At 62.7% G+C, this 19,395-nt stretch carries 14 protein-coding genes and 2 pseudogenes; 13 read left to right on the forward strand and 3 right to left on the reverse strand.

From position 1 onward, the window contains the following. Positions 1 to 104: 104 nt before the first annotated feature. From A9513_RS24290 to A9513_RS24305, 7 genes and pseudogenes are all read left to right on the forward strand, one after another. The gene (locus A9513_RS24290) at positions 105 to 1,805 is read left to right on the forward strand and encodes a ShlB/FhaC/HecB family hemolysin secretion/activation protein (RefSeq protein ID WP_065085800.1); all 1,701 of its coding nucleotides are present in this window, start codon (positions 105 to 107) and stop codon (positions 1,803 to 1,805) included. A gap of 39 nt (positions 1,806 to 1,844) precedes the next feature. Then, positions 1,845 to 10,589: a filamentous hemagglutinin N-terminal domain-containing protein gene (locus A9513_RS24295; protein WP_255302886.1), complete on the forward strand. Its 8,745-nt coding sequence runs from the start codon at positions 1,845 to 1,847 to the stop codon at positions 10,587 to 10,589. Next, positions 10,586 to 10,903, forward strand: coding sequence for a hypothetical protein (locus A9513_RS24300; RefSeq protein ID WP_065085801.1), 318 nt, complete (start codon positions 10,586 to 10,588; stop codon positions 10,901 to 10,903). The genes A9513_RS24295 and A9513_RS24300 overlap by 4 nt, the downstream gene beginning before the upstream one ends. A gap of 192 nt (positions 10,904 to 11,095) precedes the next feature. Continuing rightward, positions 11,096 to 11,416: a hypothetical protein gene (locus A9513_RS35180; protein WP_083196199.1), complete on the forward strand. Its 321-nt coding sequence runs from the start codon at positions 11,096 to 11,098 to the stop codon at positions 11,414 to 11,416. A gap of 105 nt (positions 11,417 to 11,521) precedes the next feature. Then, a pseudogene (locus A9513_RS35185) lies at positions 11,522 to 12,088 on the forward strand (transposase); the annotation flags it as partial. Positions 12,089 to 12,155: 67 nt separating this feature from the next. Next, positions 12,156 to 12,476 carry a deaminase domain-containing protein gene (locus tag A9513_RS36795; RefSeq protein WP_176707278.1) on the forward strand — a complete coding sequence of 107 codons (321 nt, stop codon included), beginning with the start codon at positions 12,156 to 12,158 and terminating at the stop codon, positions 12,474 to 12,476. 2 nt (positions 12,477 to 12,478) lie between these two features. Beyond that, complete coding sequence (locus A9513_RS24305) at positions 12,479 to 12,853, forward strand: hypothetical protein (RefSeq protein WP_065327797.1); 375 nt, start codon at positions 12,479 to 12,481, stop codon at positions 12,851 to 12,853. Positions 12,854 to 13,005: 152 nt separating this feature from the next. On the opposite strand, the gene A9513_RS36620 is transcribed toward A9513_RS24305, so the two are convergent. The 3 genes and pseudogenes from A9513_RS36620 to A9513_RS24315 form a co-directional block, all read right to left on the reverse strand. After that, complete coding sequence (locus tag A9513_RS36620) at positions 13,006 to 13,245, reverse strand: cold-shock protein (protein ID WP_192430913.1); 240 nt, start codon at positions 13,243 to 13,245, stop codon at positions 13,006 to 13,008. Between the two features lie 45 nt (positions 13,246 to 13,290). Then, a pseudogene (locus tag A9513_RS36740) lies at positions 13,291 to 13,602 on the reverse strand (cold shock domain-containing protein membrane protein); the annotation flags it as partial. Positions 13,603 to 13,819: 217 nt separating this feature from the next. Next, entirely contained in the window at positions 13,820 to 14,290 is a 471-nt protein-coding gene (locus A9513_RS24315) for a Dps family protein (RefSeq protein ID WP_024763362.1), read from the reverse strand. A gap of 241 nt (positions 14,291 to 14,531) precedes the next feature. On the opposite strand from A9513_RS24315, the gene A9513_RS24320 reads away from it, so the two are divergent. The 6 genes from A9513_RS24320 to ruvB form a co-directional block, all read left to right on the forward strand. Beyond that, positions 14,532 to 14,801, forward strand: a complete 270-nt coding sequence (locus tag A9513_RS24320) for an FmdB family zinc ribbon protein (RefSeq protein ID WP_017522110.1) — start codon at positions 14,532 to 14,534, stop codon at positions 14,799 to 14,801. A 43-nt stretch (positions 14,802 to 14,844) separates the two neighbouring features. Beyond that, on the forward strand, positions 14,845 to 16,623 hold the full coding sequence (gene aspS, locus A9513_RS24325; protein ID WP_024763363.1) for an aspartate--tRNA ligase: 1,779 nt from the start codon (positions 14,845 to 14,847) through the stop codon (positions 16,621 to 16,623). Positions 16,624 to 16,697: 74 nt separating this feature from the next. Further along, positions 16,698 to 17,444, forward strand: a complete 747-nt coding sequence (locus A9513_RS24330; RefSeq protein WP_024763364.1) for a YebC/PmpR family DNA-binding transcriptional regulator — start codon at positions 16,698 to 16,700, stop codon at positions 17,442 to 17,444. 116 nt (positions 17,445 to 17,560) lie between these two features. Next, positions 17,561 to 18,085: a crossover junction endodeoxyribonuclease RuvC gene (ruvC, locus tag A9513_RS24335; RefSeq protein ID WP_024763365.1), complete on the forward strand. Its 525-nt coding sequence runs from the start codon at positions 17,561 to 17,563 to the stop codon at positions 18,083 to 18,085. Positions 18,086 to 18,119: 34 nt separating this feature from the next. Then, positions 18,120 to 18,725, forward strand: coding sequence for a Holliday junction branch migration protein RuvA (gene ruvA / locus A9513_RS24340; RefSeq protein ID WP_065085803.1), 606 nt, complete (start codon positions 18,120 to 18,122; stop codon positions 18,723 to 18,725). Between the two features lie 10 nt (positions 18,726 to 18,735). After that, the coding region (gene ruvB, locus A9513_RS24345) for a Holliday junction branch migration DNA helicase RuvB (protein ID WP_065085804.1) at positions 18,736 to 19,395 on the forward strand (660 nt) is incomplete at its 3' end.

Raw genomic sequence — 19,395 nt, forward strand, 5'->3', positions numbered from 1 at the left:
ACATTTCATCGGGATAATGGCCTAAGGGCATCATGTATCAAATATGATCCAATCCGTCTTTTGGGATGGACTGGCCGCTCGGCCGGAAGACGGGGATCGTAAGGATGCGTGTTCTCTACCGTGGCTGGATGCCGGTCCTGGCATTCTGCTGTGCTTCGGCAAGCTTTGCTGCACCACTGCCCACACCGGGTGACAACGACCTCCAGCGTCAGCGCCAGGAACAACTCCTGCGTGAGCAGCAGAAGCGCCTGGAGGAGCTCCAGCAGCTCCCTGGCAAGGCGCCCAGCGAGGCGCCGCCGACTACGGCGCCGGATACCCGCTGCTTCACCATTCGCAGCATCACCCTGGAAGGCGCCGAGCACCTCGATGCGCGTTCGCGTGAAGCGCTGCTGGCGCCTTATCGCGACCAATGCCTGGGGGTCAACCAGCTCAACGAGTTGCTCAAGGGCATCACCGACCATTACCTCTCCCGAGGTTTCGTTACGACCCGCGCCTACCTGCCGCAGCAGGACCTTTCCAGTGGCGAGCTGAAGGTCATCGTGGTCGAAGGGCGCTTCGAAGGTTTCGACCAGTCGGAGCTGGCCAGTGATCGCGAACTGGCCATGACCTTTCCCGGTGCCACCGGTGACGTCTTGAATCTGCGCGAGCTGGAGCAACTGGTCGACCAGATCAACCGCCTGCCCTCACGCCAGGCACAGATGGAGCTGGTGCCAGGCCAGGAAGTGGGCGGCAGCCGGGTGCAGCTCAAGGGCGAGCGCAGCAAGCCCTGGCGCGTCTCCGCCAGCCGCGATAACAACGGCGATGCGACCTCCGGCGAGCAGCAGGCCGGTGTCGGCCTGGACTGGGATAGCCCGCTGGGCCTGGCCGACCAGTTCGGCCTGCGTTATGGCGAGGACGTGGTCAGCGACCACTGGAAGCACTCCGACAACCAGAGCCTGTGGTACAGCGTTCCCTATGGGTGGTGGACCTTCAACTACAGCTACAGCCGCAACTACTACCGCACCCGCAACGAAGACGCCGGCTTCGCCTTCAAGTACGACGGCGACAACGAGACCCACCAGCTCGGCGCCGAGCGCGTGTTGTATCGCGACGATGTGAGCAAGACCGGGGTGAACTTCGGACTCAGCCACCAGCGCACCCGCAACTACATCGACGACACTCTGCTGGATGTCTCCAGCACCCACCTCAGTGAGTTTCGCTTTGGCCTCAACCATGGCCGGCGCATCGGCAGCGCCTTCGTCAACGCCGATATCGGCTGGCAGCGCGGCATCGGCGCCTTCGGCGCACAGGACGACGATCATGCTGCGCCTCATGGCAGCCCCACCGCCCGCTACAACAAATACAGCCTGACCCTGAGCTACCTGCAGCCGTTCACGCTGTGGGACCAAGCCTTCAGTTTCGAAAGCCTCGCCACCGGCCAACACAGCGAGGATGTGCTCTATAGCCCACAGCGCATCAGCCTGGGCGGCCTCAGCTCGATCCGTGGCTTCAAGGACCAGACCCTCTCCGGCGACTCCGGCTACTACTGGCGCAACCAGTTGCGCTGGCGCCGCGCCGTGACCTGGGAGCCGTTGCTGCCTTGGGTGCAGGAGTACGGTGTCGCCTACGCCTATGACGTCGGCGCCATCGAGCACGGCCGCTATAACCAGGGCCTCTCCGGTCGCATGAGTGGCCACGGCGTGGAATTCAGCGCGCGCGGGCAGTACGCCGCCGCCTCCGTCACCCTGGCGCGCTCGCTGGAGCGTCCCGACATCATCGAGCGACGCGAACACCCGGTTTATTTCCGCGTCGATCTCTTCTTCTGAACCGCTTCGCTCTTTAGCTAGTACTTGGGAGATTCCCACATGGACATCCGCCACCCGTTGTACCAGGCCATTGCCAGCGTCCTTGCCGGCATCCTGATCCTCAACCCCATCGTCGCGGCTGCGGCCGAGCTGGCAGTGGATGCGGCGGCGGGGGGCAATACCCACCTGGGTGCAGCGGGCAACGGCGTGCCGGTGGTGAACATCGCTACGCCCAACGGCGCGGGGCTCTCGCACAATAAATTCACCGACTACAACGTCGGGCAGAACGGCCTGATCCTCAACAACGCCACCGGCAAGACCCAGCCCACCCAACTGGGGGGAATCATTGTTGGGAATCCGAACCTCAAGGGCGGCGCGGCGCAGAAGATCCTCAACGAAGTCACCGGGGCCAATCCCTCGCAATTGCGCGGCTACACCGAAGTGGCCGGTCAGTCCGCCCACGTCATCGTCGCAAATCCCCACGGCATCACTTGCAACGGCTGCGGCTTCATCAACACCCCGCGCGCCACGCTGACCACCGGCAAGCCGTTGATGGACGGCGAGCGCCTGCGCGGCTATGACGTCGACGGCGGCGAGATCGCCATCGAAGGCGCCGGCCTGAATGCCAGCAATATCGACCGGTTCGAACTGATCACCCGCAGCGCCAAGCTCAACGCCGACCTTTATGCCAAGCAGCTCGCGGTGGTGGCCGGACGTAACCAGGTGGACGCTGAAAGCCTGGCCGCTACCGCCAAGGCCGACGACGGCAGCGCCAAGCCACAGCTGGCCATCGATAGCTCCGCATTGGGTGGCATGTACGCCGGCGCCATTCGCCTGGTGGGCACCGAGCAGGGCGTGGGCGTGAAGCTGGCCGGCAACATGGCCGCCAGCGGTGGCGATATCCAGATCGATGCCAATGGTCAGTTGTCCCTCGCGCAAACCAGTGCTGCCGGCAGCCTGCGCGCCAAGGCCATTGACATCGCTCTCAACGGCCAGACCTATGCGGCCGGCGTCGCCGAGTTGAGCTCGACCGGCCAACTGAGCAACAGCCAGAGTCTGGCCGCCGGCCAGCGCGTGGCACTCAGTGCCGCGCAGGTCAGCAACAGCGGCATCGTCGAAGCCGGGGTCAACCCGGATAACAGCCGCAACGCCCAGGGCGACGTGGCGATCACCGCGCAGAACCTGCGCAACAGCGGCAGCGTGGTGGCCAGCCGCAACCTCGAAGCCAACGCCAGCGGCACGCTGGATAACCAGGGCGGCGCATTCAAGGGCGCCGACACCCGGATCACCGCCGCGACGCTGGACAACCGTCAGGGGCGCCTGCTCGCCGGCAATCAACTGGCGCTCAGCGCTGCGCGCCTGGACAACCGCAACGGCCAGGCCGTCGCCAACCGCCTGCAAGTCAGCGGTGGCGCGCTGGACAACCGCCTCGGCCGGATCGAAGCCGAACAAGCGCTGGACTTCACACTCGACAGCCTCGACAACAGCGGCAAGGGCAACCTCGTCAGCAATGGCACCCTGCAAGCCCGCGTCCAGCAGAAGCTCGACAACCAGGCCGACGGCCTGCTTTCGGCCAAGGGCGCGCTCGGTGTGCAGACCGGTACCCTCGACAACCGAGGAGGACTGGTGGTCGGCGATGCCGGGGTGACCCTTTCCGGCGCCAGCCTGAACAACAGCGCGCTGGGCGTGATCAGCAGCCTGGGCGAGCTGAAACTCGACATCGGCCAGCTGGACAACAGCCAGGGCGGCGCCCTCGACAGCGGCGCGGCGCTGTATCTGACCGCCGGCCAGGTGGACAACGATAAAGGCAGCGTCAGCGCCAAGGGCGACCTGCAGGCCAAGGCCGACCGCTTCAGCCAGCAGGGCGGCGAGCTGCTCGCTCAGGGCGCGCTGAACCTCGAAGCCGGGCAGCTCGACAACCGTAACGGCGGCCTCATCGCCGCCAACAACGGTGTGACCCTCACGGGCGCCGACCTGCTCAACCAGGGCGGCGAAATCTCCAGCCGCGCCAAGGTCGACGTACAGGCCGCTAGCCTGGAAAACGGAGCCGGCAAGGTCATCGGCGACGCCGGCCTCAACCTGCAGGTGCAACGCATCGCCAACAGCGCCGGCACCCTGGCCGGCCGCGACGGCCTGACTGTCACCGGGCAGAGCCTGGACAACAGCCAGGGCGGCCTGCTCAACAGCCAGAAGAATCTCTGGCTGCAACTGGCCGGCGCCCTCGATAACAGCGGCAACGGCGCGCTGCTCAGCCAAGGCACCTTGACCCTCAACGCCGGCAGCCTCGACAACCGCACCGGCACTGTCTCCAGCGCTGGCCAACTGTTCTCGCGCCTGGCCGGCGCCCTGAACAACCAGGGCGGCAAGCTGCTCAGCGACGCGGCTATCGACCTCTCCGGAGCCGACCTGAACAACGCCGGCGGCATCCTCAGCGCGGCGGGTGACATCAGCCTTCAAGGCGCCCGGTTCGACAACAGCCAGAAGGGCCGCATCGTCACCGACGCCGCCATCCACCTCGCCACCGCCCAATTGGACAACAGCCAGGGCGGCAGCCTGTCCGCGCGCGGCGTCATCGATGGTCGTGTCACTGGCCTCGACCAGCACGGCGGCGGCCAACTGATCGGCCAGGCCGGTATCGACCTCGACCTGCAGGGCGGCGCCCTGAACAACGCCGGCGGCCTGCTCGGCAGCCCCGGCCAACTGGTCCTGCGCAACGTCGCCAGCCTCGACAACCGCGGCGGCGAAATCTCCAGCGACCGCGCCTTCACCCTGACCACCGGCGCCTTGCTCAACCAGGGTGGCAAGCTGATCTCCAGCGATCGCCTGACCCTCACCACGGGCGCGCTCAACAATAGCGGCGCCGGCGTGCTGTCTGGCAACAACGGCCTCACCGTCAACGCCGCCAGCCTCGACAACAGCCAGGGCGGCACCCTCGCCAGCCGTGCTGACCTGCTCGTGCGCAGCCAAGGGACGCTGGACAACCACGGCGACGGCGCACTGGTCGCCGGTGGCAAACTCGATGTCGGCAGCGCCAGCCTGAACAACCAGGGCGGCCTGCTTTCCGCCAGCGGCAACCTGCTGCTGGCCACCGGCACCACCGACAATCGCGACGGTCGCCTGCTCGCTCAAGGGCGCCTCGACGGCACCACGGCCGACCTCGATAACCGCGACGGCGTCATCAGCGGCGCCCAGGGCCTCGACCTTGGCGCTGGCAACGTCCTCAACGGCGCCAGCGCTACTGGCAAACCCGGTGGCCTGATCACCAGCCAGGCCGCGCTGACCTTGCGCGGCGGCAAGCTCGAATCCACCGGCGGCGGGGAAATCTCCGCCAAGGGCGATCTGCACCTGATCGTTGCCCAGCTCATCCAGCAGCAGGCGGCACTGATCGGCGAAGGCAAGGTCACGCTCGACCTGGGCAACGGCGCCCAGCGCGGCGACTTCGACAACCGTGGCGGCCTGCTCAGCGCAGGTGGCCTCCTGGCAATCAACGGCCTGGGCAGCCTCGACAACCGCGGCGGGGAAATCTCCGCCAGCCAGGGCTTCACCCTGACCGCCAGCGGCACCCTCGACAACCGCGACCAGGGCCGCATCATCAGTGCCGGCCAGCTCGACCTGAACGCCAACACCCTGCGCAACGCCAACCAGGGCCTGCTCTCCGGCTGGCAGGGCCTGGTGGTCAACGCCGCCAGCCTGGACAACAGCAGCGGCGGCACGCTGTCGAGCCGCGACGGCGCGCTGACCCTGACGCTCAGCGGCGCCCTCGACAACCACAACGAAGGCGCGCTGGTCAGCAAAGGCAAACTCACCCTCGGCGCCGGCAGTCTGAACAACGCCGGCGGCATCGTTTCCACCCAGGGCGACCTCGGCCTGACCCTCAGCGGCGACCTGGACAACAGCGCTGCAGGCCTGCTCAGCACCCAGGGCAGCCTGACCGGTAACGCCAAGGCTGTGGATAACCGTGGTGGACAGATCAGCGCCGCCAGCATCGACTATGACGCCAGCAGCCTCGACAACAGCGGTGGCAGCCTGGTCAGCCAGGGCGCCCTGCGTCTCGGCGTGCTCGGCGCGCTGCTCAACAACGGCGCCGGCTCGAAGATCGCCAGCGGCGGCCCGCTCAACCTGAATGTCGGCAGCCTGCAGAACCGTGGCGGCCAGCTCGCCAGCCAGGGCTTGCTCAAGGTTCTCGCCGGCAGCTTCGACAACAGCGCCGGCGGAACCGTGGCCGCGCAGACCGACCTGACCCTGACACTCACCGGCGAACTGCTCAACGGCCAGGACGGCCTCATCTTCGCCAAGACTGGCCAGCTCAACGCCAGCGCCAGCCGCATCGACAACAGCGCCGGCACCCTGCAGGGCCAGGGCGACACCACCCTCACGACCACCGGCGCGATTGCTAACCAAAGTGGCCACATCATCAGCCAGAGCGGCCAGCTCGACCTGGGCAGCGCCAGCCTCGACAACAGCAACGGCGGCGTTCTCAACGCTGCAGACGGCAGCCTCAAGCTGATCACCGGCACCTTCAGCAACAACGCCGGCACCACCCAGGCGAAGGGCCTCGACATCACCGCCACCGGCGGTATCGACAACCGCACCGGCCACCTCTCGGCCGTCAGCGGCGACAACCGCATCAGCACCAGCGACCTGAACAACCAGGGCGGCGGCCTGTATGCCGGCGGCCTGCTCTACCTGCGCGGCAACCAGCTGCTCAACGACGGTGCGGCCCTCGGCCAGGGCGGCAAGATCGGCGCCGGCAGCGTCGACGCCAGCCTCACTGGCGCACTGAACAACCAGTTCGGCCTGATCGAAAGCAGCGGCAACCTGACCCTCGGTGCGGCCAGCATCAACAACGTGGTGGGTGCTATTCGTGCGCTGGGGCAGAGCGGCAGCACCCAGGTCAGCGCCTCGGGCTTGCTCAACAACAACCTCGGCCGTATCGAGACCGCTGCACAGAGCCTCGACCTGCAAGCCGGCGCATTGCAGAACGGCGCCGGCACCGTGCTGCATGTGGGCAGTGGCATCTTCGGCATCGACCTGGCCAAGGCCGGCCTGGCTGGCGGCAACTTCACCACCAACGGCAGCCTCACCTACCAGGCCGCCAATTGGACCAACAACGCTGTCATCCAGGCGCGTGTGCTCGACCTCGACATCGGGCAGCTCAATCAGGGGAGCTACGGCCAATTGCTGGCCGCGCAGAGCCTCATCGGCCGCGGCGGCAACTGGTCGAACGATGGCCTGATCGCCAGCGACGGTACCCTGGACCTCAACCTGAACGGCAACTACACCGCCAACGGCCGCTTGAGCAGCCTGGGCAGGCTCGACTTGAGTGCCGGCTACATCGGCGTCGGCCAGACCGGCAGCATCGCCGGCGGTGGCGCCATCACCACCGTCAGCACGGGCGGCACCCTCGATAACAGCGGCCGTCTGACTGCTACCGAGGACCTGCGCGTCAACGCCGCCAGTCTCAACAATCGTGGCACCCTCGGCAGCGCCAGCAACCTGTACCTGGGCGCCAGTAACCTGCTTAACGAAAACGGCCTGATCTTCAGCGGCGGCAACCTGCAGTTACGCACGCAGAACTTCACCAACCGCAACGCCGATCTCTACAGCCTGGGCACCCTGCATATAGCGGCCAACGACCAGGACGGCTGGGCGAGCAGCGTGCAGAACATCTCCGGCAGCTTCGAAAGCGCCGGCGCGATGACCCTGCTGGTACAGGATTTTGACAACCGCCGCGCTGACGACTTCCAGATCGGCGAGCGCATCGTTTCCGGCAGCATCCAGTTCAAGTACGACGACGTCTGCGACGGCAAGGGCTGCGAAGTCCACTTCCTCTCCCAGGAGCGTTCCGAGGACGTCATCCTCAAGGACGCGCCCCAGGCGTCGATCACCGCTGGCGGCGACTTCCGCTTCCGTGGCGGCTCTTTCGACAACCTGTACAGCAGCATCGGCTCGGGTGGAAACATCGACATCCAGACGGCCACCTTCCGCAACCAGGGTGCCGCCGGCGGCGTCGAGCGCCACTACAACGCCGAGTTCTACACCCGTAACGACAGCGAATACTGGGCCTTCCGCGCCAACAAGGACCTGTACAACCGCTACAACGATCCGAATTCGCCGGACTACGACCCTGGTCGCCTGACTCGCCAGCAGGTTTTCGAATCCGCCGGCTATCCGGGTGGCTTCTTCAAAATCACCACCTCCGACGTGGCAGTCTCCGGCACGCCCGCCGCCTCCGCGGTGATCCAGGCTACCGGCGACGTGGCGATCAACGCCAGCCAGAGTTTCGACAACAGCGTGGTGAAGCGCGATGCCGGCGCGCAGACCATCAGCCCGCGCGATGTCGGGGTCACCAATGGCGCCACCACCGTGCAACTGGCGATCACCTCGCAACTGCCGCCGGACCTCGCCCAGAAGCAGGTCAACCCCGTCACCCTGCCGGGCTTCAGCCTGCCGCAGGGGGAGAACGGCCTGTTCCGCCTCAGCGGCCAGGGTGGCAGCGGTGGCAGCACCGGCACCGTACAGGGCGTCGGCGATCTCAGTTTCAGCGGCCAGACCATCAGCGCAGCGCAGCGCGAGCAGAGCCTGGGCGGCGGCACCGCCGGCGCTGGCAACGTCGCCCTGGGCAATAACGCCGCCAGCACGGACGCACAGTCAGGCGCCGCCCTCAACGTCCCGCGTGTGCAGGGCCTGCCCAGCAGCACCACGCCGGACAACAGCCACAAGTACCTGGTCGAAACCAACCCCGAGCTGACCAGCCTGAAGAGCTTCCTCGGCTCCGACTACCTGCTCGGCCTGCTTGGCTACGATCCGGACAAGGCACAGAAGCGCCTGGGCGACGGCCTCTACGAACAGCGCCTGATCCAGCAGGCGGTGGTTGCCCGCACCGGCCAGCGCTACATCGACGGCATGGCCAGCGACGAAGCCCTGTTCAAGTACCTGATGGACAACGCCATCGCCTACAAGGACAGCCTCCAACTGCAACTGGGCGTCGGCCTCAGCGCCGAACAGGTCGCCGCGCTGACCCACGACATCGTCTGGCTCGAAGAAGCCACCATCAACGGTGAAAAGGTCCTGGTGCCGGTGCTCTACCTCGCCCAGGCCGAGGGGCGCCTGGCGGCCAACGGCGCGCTCATCATGGGCAACGACCTGTCCCTGATCAGCGGCGGCAACCTGACCAACCAGGGCACCYTRCGCGCCAGCGGCGACCTCGCCGCCAGCGCCACCAACCTCAACAACAGCGGCCTGATCGAAGCCGGCAACCGCCTCGACCTGCTCGCCATCGACAGCATCCGCAACGCGGCTGGCGGCATCATCAGCGGTCGCGACGTYAGCCTCACCGCGCTGACCGGCGACGTCATCAACGAGCGCAGCATCACCTCKGTMGACGCSAGYAACGACGCCCACCGCATCCACAAGGAAATCGCCAACAACGCYGCCCGYATCGAAGCCCGCGGCGACCTGGAGATCACCGCCGGACGCGACCTGATCAGCGCCGGCAGCGTCCTCCAGGCCGGCGGCAATGCCAGCCTCACCGCCGGGCGCGAYCTGCGCCTGGAAGCCGCGCAGGAGGTCGACAGCTTCGAYTTCCAGAGCCGCCGCGTCACCGGYAACGTCACCAGCGTCACCCAGCACGGCAGCGATGTGCAGGTGGGTGGCAACCTGGAACTTAACGCCGGCCGCGACCTCAGCGCCGTCGCCAGCCGCATCGACGCCGCCCGCGACATCGCCATGAGCGCCGGGCGCGACGTCGTCCTCGCCTCCGCCGCCAACGAAGAACACAGCGACGCCAAGTACAAGGGCGGYGGCAAGAAAGTCACCACCCAGGAAGACCACRTYGGCCAGCAGGCCACCGAAGTCACCGCYGGTGGCGACGTCCTGATCAGCGCGGGYGAAAACCTCACCCTCGTCAGCAGCAAGATCGGCGCCGGCAACGAGGCCTACCTGGTCGCCGGCGACAAGATCGAACTGCTCGCCGCCAACGACAGCGACTACTCGCTGTACGACAGGGAGGAAAAGGGCAGCTGGGGCAAGAAGAAGACCCARCGCGACGAAGTCACCGATGTCCGCGCCGTGGGCAGCGAAATCAGCGCCGGCTCCGACATCACCCTGCTCAGCGGCGGTGACCAGAAATACCAGGGCGCCAAGCTCGACGCGGGCAACGACATCGCCATCSTCAGCGGCGGCGAAGTCACCTTCGAAGCRGTCAAGGACCTGCACCAGGAAAGCCACGCCAAGAGCGACAGCGACCTCGCCTGGACCAGCTCCAAGGGCGAAGGCAAGACCGACGAGAYRCTGCGCCAGACCCAGATGATCGCCCAGGGCAACATCGCCATYAAGGCGGTGGACGGCCTGAAGATCGACTACAACCACATCGATCAGAAGTCGGTCAGCCAGGCCATCGATGTCATGGTGCAGGCGGATCCTAACCTCGCATGGATCAAGAGAAAAAAGGGGACAGATTTATTTTTCTACTCTAAAACTAGGCGCGGAGTCAGGATTAGAGTACGGAAAATAAATCTGTCTCCTTTTTTGTTGTCTCCTTTTTTGCTTCAAGGTTGCCAATATGGTGGAACCTGTGACCGATTCAATCTTTTCCCGCAGGATAGTAATTTTAATAACTCTGCCTATAAGCGCTGGGAGATGAGCATCAAGAGGGCGTTGGATAGTGGTGACCAAGTTGGTGCGGTGACGGTGCGTTTTACCAGGGGGGATCCAGCATCGGCGCGACCAGATTCATTAGTGATTGACTATTCTGTTAACGGAGAGAAAATGCGTAGGTCATTCAAGAATGAGGCAGGGCAATGAGTATTGAACAGCAGGTAAGGATTTTAAATTCCCTCACGCAGATCATGCATGACTCAGCCGGTGGGAACTATGACGAAATGTGCTGCGAGTTCGAGTATGAAGCTTACAATGGTGGATGGTCAGTAGGCTCTAAATATAAGTTCATCCTTGGAGGGGTAACGGTGAGTGAGCTTCTGGATGATCCCGAGGATAATGCTTCCGGCTTAGTGCACGAATTGCACGAGCTAATGAAGTCGCATACGGGAGGAGATTGGAGAAAATTCGTGCTATCTATTGATCCTAACGGTAAAGCGAACACCAAATTCATTTACTAGGCGGAAAGGGGACAGATTTATTTTTCTACTCTAAAACTAGGCGCGGAGTCAGGATTAGAGTACGGAAAATAGATCTGTCCCCTTTTTTCTAGCTAGCAAGCTAAGTGCACAAGCAGGACGTGAGGTTAATTTTATGATTTATGATTCTGTGGCAACGGCTGCCAGTCGCGCTCCGAGCTTGGTACTTCCAAAATGATTGCATATGACTTGTATGGAGCGAAAGCCCTCAGCCTTCTGTTGGCAAGAGAGCATATAGAGGAGATGTTTGGAGTGTCTCTTGATGAAAGAAATAGTACTTATCAAGGAGGGACTTACTACATGCTTGGTAGTAATGATTCGGAGAATTTTATTCTGAAGCTTAATCTTGACCCTTTTGATGATGAGCCAGTGGAGCAAAATTTTCCTGACTACCCTGTTTTGCTCTATATAAACGCCACGACACGTTCATCTGATGTAGAGGGGGCAATCAAGGAGGGTGCATGCTTTAAGTTGCTCAGGCATGAAGTATTCTAGAAATGCACTGAACAGAAGAAAAGGGGACAGATTTATTTTTCTACTCTAAAACTAGGCGCGGAGTCAGGATTAGAGTACGGAAAATAAATCTGTCCCCTTTTTTGTGAGTTGAAGGATGCGTTTGGCGTTAAGGTTTATGCGTACTGCCTGATGACCAACCATGTGCATCTGCTTCTTGCACCGGATGAGTCAGTTACCGGTTTGAGTCAGTTGATGAAAACGCTCTCAGCACGGATGACGCGTTACAGAAATCGCTTAGAGCACCGTAGCGGAACGTTATGGGAAAGTCGCTTCAAGTCCAGCCTGGTCCAGTCGGACGCGTATTTGTTGGCATGCAGTCGCTATATAGAACTGAACCCTGTGCGGGCCAGGTTGGTTCGGCGCGCTGCTGAATATCCATGGTCCAGTTATACCCAGCACGTTGGGGACTCCTGCATGTGGATCGATAGCGATCCATGCTATGACGCGCTTGCCGATTCAGAAGATGAGCGCCATGACCGCTATCGTGCTTTTCTTGGTCAGCTTGGTAGTGATGAAGAAAATCAACTCATCCGCGATGCGCTGCAGAGGGGCCAGTTGACTGATAATTCTCGCTTTGTTGATGAGATAGAAAGAATTTCCGGCGTCCGGATCGACCGGCGTGGTCAAGGGAGACCATCTAAATTAGAGTAGGTAAAATGAATCTGTCCCCTTTTCCGGTCAAATTGATGTTGGTGCGCTGTCATCAGAGACCATGGTAATGAAGGCGTATAGTCAATTTGACGATAGGGTTGGAGAGTTCTTGCCGAAGCCTAGCGGTGATCTGAACTCTTGGGTGCTAAAGCCCCAAGTCGCTACATCAAAATATGTTGGAACCCCTGAAGGTTACTTAAGGGGTATGGATACAGAGTTTAAGATTCTGGAGACTGTGGCTCAGCGTCTAGGGCCGAGTTCGCAAGCATCAGGCCGCATAAATTTGATTTCAGAAAAAATGGTCTGCCCAAGCTGTAGTGATATTGTTAATCAGTTCCGCGAGAGATATCCTAATATTCAATTAAATATCTTTACCATGGAGAAATGAAGATGTCATTCGACTTGACCGTGGAGGAGATATGCTCAGTAGTTTCTCGACTTTATGAAAAGGCGATATCTCAGATTAACCTTCGGCCAGAGCAAGCCTTTGCATATGTCCAGGATGAGGCGGGCTCTCTTTGTACGACTGATGATGTAGGGTTTTTTGCGGTATTGCAGACAGCAATATTTAAGGAGGGAATGCGCTATGGATTGGAGCTTTCTAGAGAAAGTCCTTATGCAGAAGACCTGCTGGAGGTTTTGGCTAGAGCGTATGATAATTGCTGCGCTGACGATTTGGCAGCGATTGGTCTTGAGGGCGAGCGGTTGGAGAGTGTGATTGACTGCATGAGGCAGGTTCGAGAGAAATATCTACTCTCTGAATAGTTGTATCAAGAAATCGAAAAGGGAACGAATTTTTTCTACTCTAAAACTGGACGCGGAGACAGAATTAGAGTGCGGAAAATAAATTCCCCCTTTTTCATTGAGGCCGCAATAAAAAGCCCGCCATTCGGCGGGCTTTTTCATGGGCGTAACACTCAGCGCCGATTAGGCAGCGCAGCAATCACATCCTCCGCCTGCAACCCCTTGTCACGCTGGACGACGGAGAACTCCACGCGCTGCCCTTCGATCAGGATGCGGTGGCCTTCGCCGCGGATGGCGCGGAAGTGGACGAAGATATCCTCGCCCGAGTCGCGGGAGATGAAGCCGAAGCCCTTGGAGGTGTTGAACCACTTCACGGTGCCGGTTTCGCGGTCGACGCCGGCGAAGGTTTCGATGGCGATGCTGGCGCTCGGTTTGTTGAGGCTGGCGATCCATTGCAGGACGACGGCGCCGGCCAGGCTCAGCAGCGGCAGCACGATGGCCGGTTGATCGCCGATGAAGGGCAGCGGGGCGAGCAGGATCAGGATCTGCAGGACCACGGCCAGCACGACCAGGGCGGTGGCGAGGCTCTGCAGGGCGGAGGGGTGTTTCAGTTGGCTGCTCGGGGCGAGCAGGAGGCTGGTCAGACCGAGCAGGGCCAGGTAGATGGCATCGCTCTGTTGCAGGTAGGGCAGGGCATCACTACGCAGACTCGGGATAAGAGAGAGCAAGAGTGCGGCGACGCCCGTCACGAGATGGACGATCTTCAACATGGCTACGGATTCACCTTGAGCGGGTAACGAGATAAAGAAGCAGCCAGCCTCGGGTGCGACGCCAGAAAGGAAAAATGAAAGCGTGCCGGGCGGCCTATGCGAGAAACGCACGGCGGGTATTTAACCGCAATCCAGTTGCCTTCTCAAATCAACCGCTTAGGCCATTCGTAGGGGGAGGCAGCCGGCTTTCTGGCCGGCTGCTTATAAAGGGAAGGGGTTATTCGGCGAGCAGGCTACGCAGCATCCAGGCAGTCTTTTCGTGGACCTGCATGCGCTGGGTCAGCAGGTCGGCGGTGGGCTCGTCCGCCACCTTGTCGGCCAGTGGGAAGATGCTGCGGGCGGTGCGCACCACGGCTTCCTGGCCCTGCACCAGCAGGCGGATCATTTCCTGGGCGTCCGGTACGCCTTCTTCTTCCTTGATCGAGGACAGGCGGGCGTAGGCGGCGTAGGTGCCGGGCGCCGGGAAGCCCAGGGCGCGGATGCGTTCGGCGATGCTGTCCACGGCCAGCGCCAGTTCGTTGTACTGCCCTTCGAACATCAGGTGCAGGGTGTTGAACATCGGCCCGGTGACGTTCCAGTGGAAGTTGTGGGTCTTCAGGTACAGCGTGTAGGTGTCGGCCAGCAGGCGGGACAGGCCGTCGGCGATGGCGGCGCGATCTTCTTTGGCGATTCCGATATCGATGTCCATGGCGATCTCCTCATCGAGCATGAATGATTTAAAACGCTGGATTCGAGGCTATCACCGGGGTAGGTGCGAAGCTCTTGGTCTATATCAAGGCAATCGATTGAGGTTTTCTATTAAAGGCGCTGTGCGCCCGGCAGGCTTTTCCGCCACCGGAGCCCGGCTGCAACCTGCGGATTTTTCAGGCTATAATCGGCCTCTTTGCCGCGGGACGCGGACCCGTGGCGTTACACAGCCAAGGTGTTCCATGCCGATTTACGAGTACCAGTGCCAGTCCTGCGCGCATCAGCTGGAATCGCTGCAGAAGATCAGCGATGCGCCGTTGGTCGATTGTCCGGCCTGCAAGGCTCCCGAATTGAAGAAGATGTTGTCGGCTCCGGGCTTCCGCCTGGGCGGCAGCGGTTGGTACGAGACCGACTTCAAGACCGGAGCGAAGAAGAACCTGGCCTCCGGCGATGCCCCAGCGGCCTGTCCGGCCACCGGTTGCGGTGCCGGCGCCTGCTCCGCCAGCGAATGAGCGGTTCCCTAGAATTCAAGACTTTCGAGAAGCGAAACACACCATGATGCGCAGCCACTATTGCGGCCAGTTGAACGAGAGCCTGGACGGCCAGGTAGTCACTCTTTGCGGTTGGGTACACCGTCGCCGCGACCACGGCGGGGTGATCTTCCTCGACGTGCGTGATCGTGAAGGTCTGGCCCAGGTGGTGTTCGACCCGGATCGCGTCGAGACTTTCGCCAAGGCCGACCGCGTGCGCAGCGAGTACGTGGTGAAGATCACCGGCAAGGTGCGCCTGCGCCCAGAAGGTGCGCGCAACTCGAACATGGCTTCGGGCGCCATCGAAGTGCTGGGCCACGAGCTGGAAGTACTGAACCAGGCCGAGACCCCGCCGTTCCCGCTGGACGAGTACTCCGACGTTGGCGAGGAAACCCGCCTGCGCTACCGCTTCATCGACCTGCGTCGTCCGGAGATGGCCGCCAAGCTGAAGCTGCGCGCGCGCATCACCAGCAGCATCCGCCGCTACCTGGACGAGAACGGCTTCCTCGACGTGGAAACCCCGATCCTCGGTCGCCCGACGCCGGAAGGCGCGCGTGACTACCTGGTGCCGAGCCGCACCTATCCGGGCCACTTCTTCGCCCTGCCGCAGTCGCCCCAGCTGTTCAAGCAGCTGCTGATGGTGGCCGGCTTCGACCGTTACTACCAGATCGCCAAGTGCTTCCGCGACGAAGACCTGCGTGCCGACCGCCAGCCGGAATTCACCCAGATCGACATCGAGACCAGCTTCCTCGAAGAAAGCGACATCATCGAGATCACCGAGAAGATGGTGCGCCAGCTGTTCAAGGAAGTGCTGAACGTCGAGTTCGACGAATTCCCGCATATGCCGTTCGAAGAGGCCATGCGCCGCTACGGTTCGGACAAGCCTGACCTGCGTATCCCGCTGGAACTGGTCGACGTCGCCGATCAACTGAAGGACGTCGAGTTCAAGGTCTTCTCCGGCCCGGCCAACGATCCGAAGGGCCGTGTTGCCGCCCTGCGCGTTCCGGGCGGTGCGAGCATGCCGCGCAAGCAGATCGACGACTACACCAAGTTCGTCGGCATCTACGGCGCCAAGGGCCTGGCCTATATCAAGGTCAATGAGCGCGCCAAGGGCGTGGAAGGCCTGCAGTCGCCGATCGTGAAGAACATCGCCGAGCCGAACCTGAACGAGATCCTCGATCGCGTCGGTGCGGTCGATGGCGACATCGTGTTCTTCGGCGCGGACAAGGCCAAGATCGTCTGCGACGCCCTGGGCGCGCTGCGCATCAAGGTCGGGCATGACCTCAACCTGCTCACCAAGGAGTGGGCGCCGATGTGGGTCGTGGACTTCCCGATGTTCGAAGAGAACGACGACGGCAGCCTGACCTCGCTGCACCACCCGTTCACCGCGCCCAAGTGCACCCCGGAAGAGCTGGAGGCCAACCCGGCCGGCAAGCTGTCCCGTGCCTACGACATGGTGCTCAACGGCACCGAGCTGGGCGGCGGTTCCATCCGTATCCACGACAAGGCCATGCAGCAGGCGGTCTTCCGCGTGCTGGGCATCGACGATGCGGAGCAGGAAGAGAAGTTCGGCTTCCTGCTGGACGCCCTGAAGTACGGCGCACCGCCGCACGGTGGCCTGGCCTTCGGCCTGGACCGTCTGGTGATGCTGATGACCGGCGCGGCCTCGATCCGCGAAGTCATCGCCTTCCCGAAAACCCAGAGCGCCGGCGACGTCATGACCCAGGCTCCGGGCACCGTGGATGCCAAGGCTCTGCGCGAGCTGAACATCCGCCTGCGCGAGCAGCAGAAGGCCGCCGAGTAAGTCGATTCGAATAGCTGGCGGTACCTGCACTGCGGGCGCCGCCAGCGAAGCAAACAAGCGATACGGAGTGAGTTATGGCTGGTCATTCCAAATGGGCCAACATCAAGCACCGCAAGGAACGTCAGGACGCCAAGAAGGGCAAGATCTTCACCAAGCTCATTCGTGAGCTGACCGTCGCTGCCAAGCAGGGCGGCGGGGTGCCGGCGGACAACCCGCGCCTGCGCCTGGCCGTGGACAAGGCGCTGACCGCCAACATGACCCGCGACACCATCGACCGTGCCATCCAGCGCGGCGTGGGTTCCAGCGAAGCGGACAACATGGCCGAGCTGACCTATGAAGGCTATGCGCCGAGCGGCGTGGCGATCATCGTCGAGGCCATGACCGACAACCGCAACCGTACCGCGGCCGAAGTGCGCCATGCCTTCAGCAAGTGCGGCGGCAACCTGGGTACCGATGGTTCGGTGGCCTACATGTTCGAGCGCAAGGGCCAGATCAGCTACGCGCCGGGCGTGAACGAAGAGGCCCTGATGGATGCCGCGCTGGAAGCCGGCGCCGACGATGTAGTGGTCAACGACGACGGTTCCATCGACGTCTTCACCACCTTCGCCGATTTCATCTCGGTCAACGAAGCACTGACAGAAGCGGGCTTCAAGGGCGAGGACGCGGAGATCACCATGATCCCGTCGACCGTGGCGACCCTGGATCTGGACACCGCGCAGAAGGTCCTCAAGCTGATCGACATGCTGGAAGACCTGGACGACGTGCAGAACGTCTATTCGAATGCGGACATCCCGGACGAGGTGATGGCCCAGCTGGGCTGATCCCACCACCGGCGATGTGCTGAAGCCGGAAGCGGGAGTGGTCGTCAGCGGCGCCTCCCGCTTCCGGTTTTTGTTATCTGAAATGCGCGTTGCAGACTAGGTGTGATCGAACGGACATGACCCTGATTCTCGGCATCGACCCAGGTTCACGAATTACCGGCTTCGGCGTGGTGCGCGACACCGGCCGTGGTTGTGAATACGTGGCCTCGGGCTGCATCCGCACCGGCAATGGCGAGCTGTTCGAGCGCCTGCAGATCGTCTTCCGTGGTGTGCGCGAGGTCATCCAGACCTACCAGCCGACCATGATGGGCATCGAGCAGGTGTTCATGGCGCGCAACGCCGATTCGGCGCTGAAGCTGGGGCAGGCGCGCGGCGCGGCCATAGTCGCGGCGGCGGAAGAGGGATTGCAGATCGCCGAGTACACCGCCAGCCAGGTCAAGCAGGCTATCGCCGGCACCGGTGGTGCGGACAAGCAGCAGGTACAGATGATGGTGATGCACCTGCTCAAGCTGGTGCAGAAGCCGCAGATCGACGCCTCCGACGCCCTGGCCATCGCCCTGTGCCACGCGCATACCCGGCAAAGCCTGGTGCCGCATGGCCTGATGGGCGCCCGCCGTCGCGGCGGACGCCTGCGCCTGTGATATCCGGAAAAACTTTGAGCAAGGACAAACACCCGTGATTGGACGCCTGCGTGGCACCGTGGCGGAGAAGCAGCCGCCGCACCTGATCGTCGATGTGAACGGCGTGGGCTACGAGCTGGAAGTGCCGATGACCACCCTGTACCGCCTGCCGAGCCTGGGCGAGCCGGTGACCCTGCACACCCATCTGGTGGTGCGCGAGGATGCCCACCTGCTCTACGGCTTCGCCGAGAAGCGCGAGCGCGAGCTGTTCCGCGAGCTGATCCGCCTCAACGGCGTGGGGCCGAAGCTGGCACTGGCGCTGATGTCGGGGCTGGAGGTCGATGAACTGGTGCGTTGCGTGCAGGCGCAGGATACTTCGACCCTGGTGAAGATTCCGGGCGTCGGCAAGAAAACTGCCGAGCGCCTGCTGGTGGAGCTGAAGGATCGCTTCAAGGCGTGGGAGAATATTCCGTCCATCGCGCCGCTGGTGGTGGAACCCATGCGGGTTGCCGCAGTCTCAAGCGCCGAGTCCGATGCGGTCAGCGCGCTGATCGCCCTGGGTTTCAAACCTCAGGAGGCGAGCCGCGCCGTGGCCGCCGTGCAGGAGGAAGGCTTGTCCAGCGAAGAACTCATCCGCCGTTCCCTCAAGGGCATGGTCTAGGTAGATATTGATGATCGAAGCCGATCGCCTGATTTCCTCAGCCTCCAGTCGCGACCGCGAAGAGCAGTTCGACCGCGCCATCCGCCCGCTCAAGCTGGCGGACTACGTCGGTCAGCCGGTGGTGCGCGAGCAGATGGAGCTGTTCATCCAGGCGGCCCGCGGGCGTCAGGAAGCGCTGGATCACACGTTGATCTTCGGCCCGCCCGGCCTGGGCAAGACCACCCTGGCGAACATCATCGCCCAGGAGATGGGGGTTTCGATCAAGAGCACCTCCGGCCCGGTGCTGGAACGCCCTGGCGACCTGGCGGCGATCCTGACCAACCTCGAGCCCAACGACGTGCTGTTCGTGGACGAGATCCATCGCCTGTCGCCCATCGTCGAGGAAGTGCTGTACCCGGCCATGGAAGACTTCCAGCTGGACATCATGATCGGCGAAGGCCCGGCCGCGCGCTCGATCAAGCTCGACCTGCCGCCCTTCACCCTGGTCGGCGCGACGACTCGCGCCGGCATGCTGACCAATCCGCTGCGTGACCGCTTCGGTATCGTGCAGCGTCTTGAGTTCTACGGTGTGGACGACCTGTCCAGTATCGTCGCCCGCTCGGCGGGGATTCTCGGCCTGGAGATCGAGCCGGCGGGTGCCTTCGAGATCGCCCGGCGCGSMTTGAGGCCC

This window comes from Pseudomonas sp. AU12215 (genome assembly GCF_001675465.2).
In the GTDB taxonomy this organism is placed as follows: Bacteria; Pseudomonadota; Gammaproteobacteria; order Pseudomonadales; family Pseudomonadaceae; genus Pseudomonas; species Pseudomonas nitroreducens.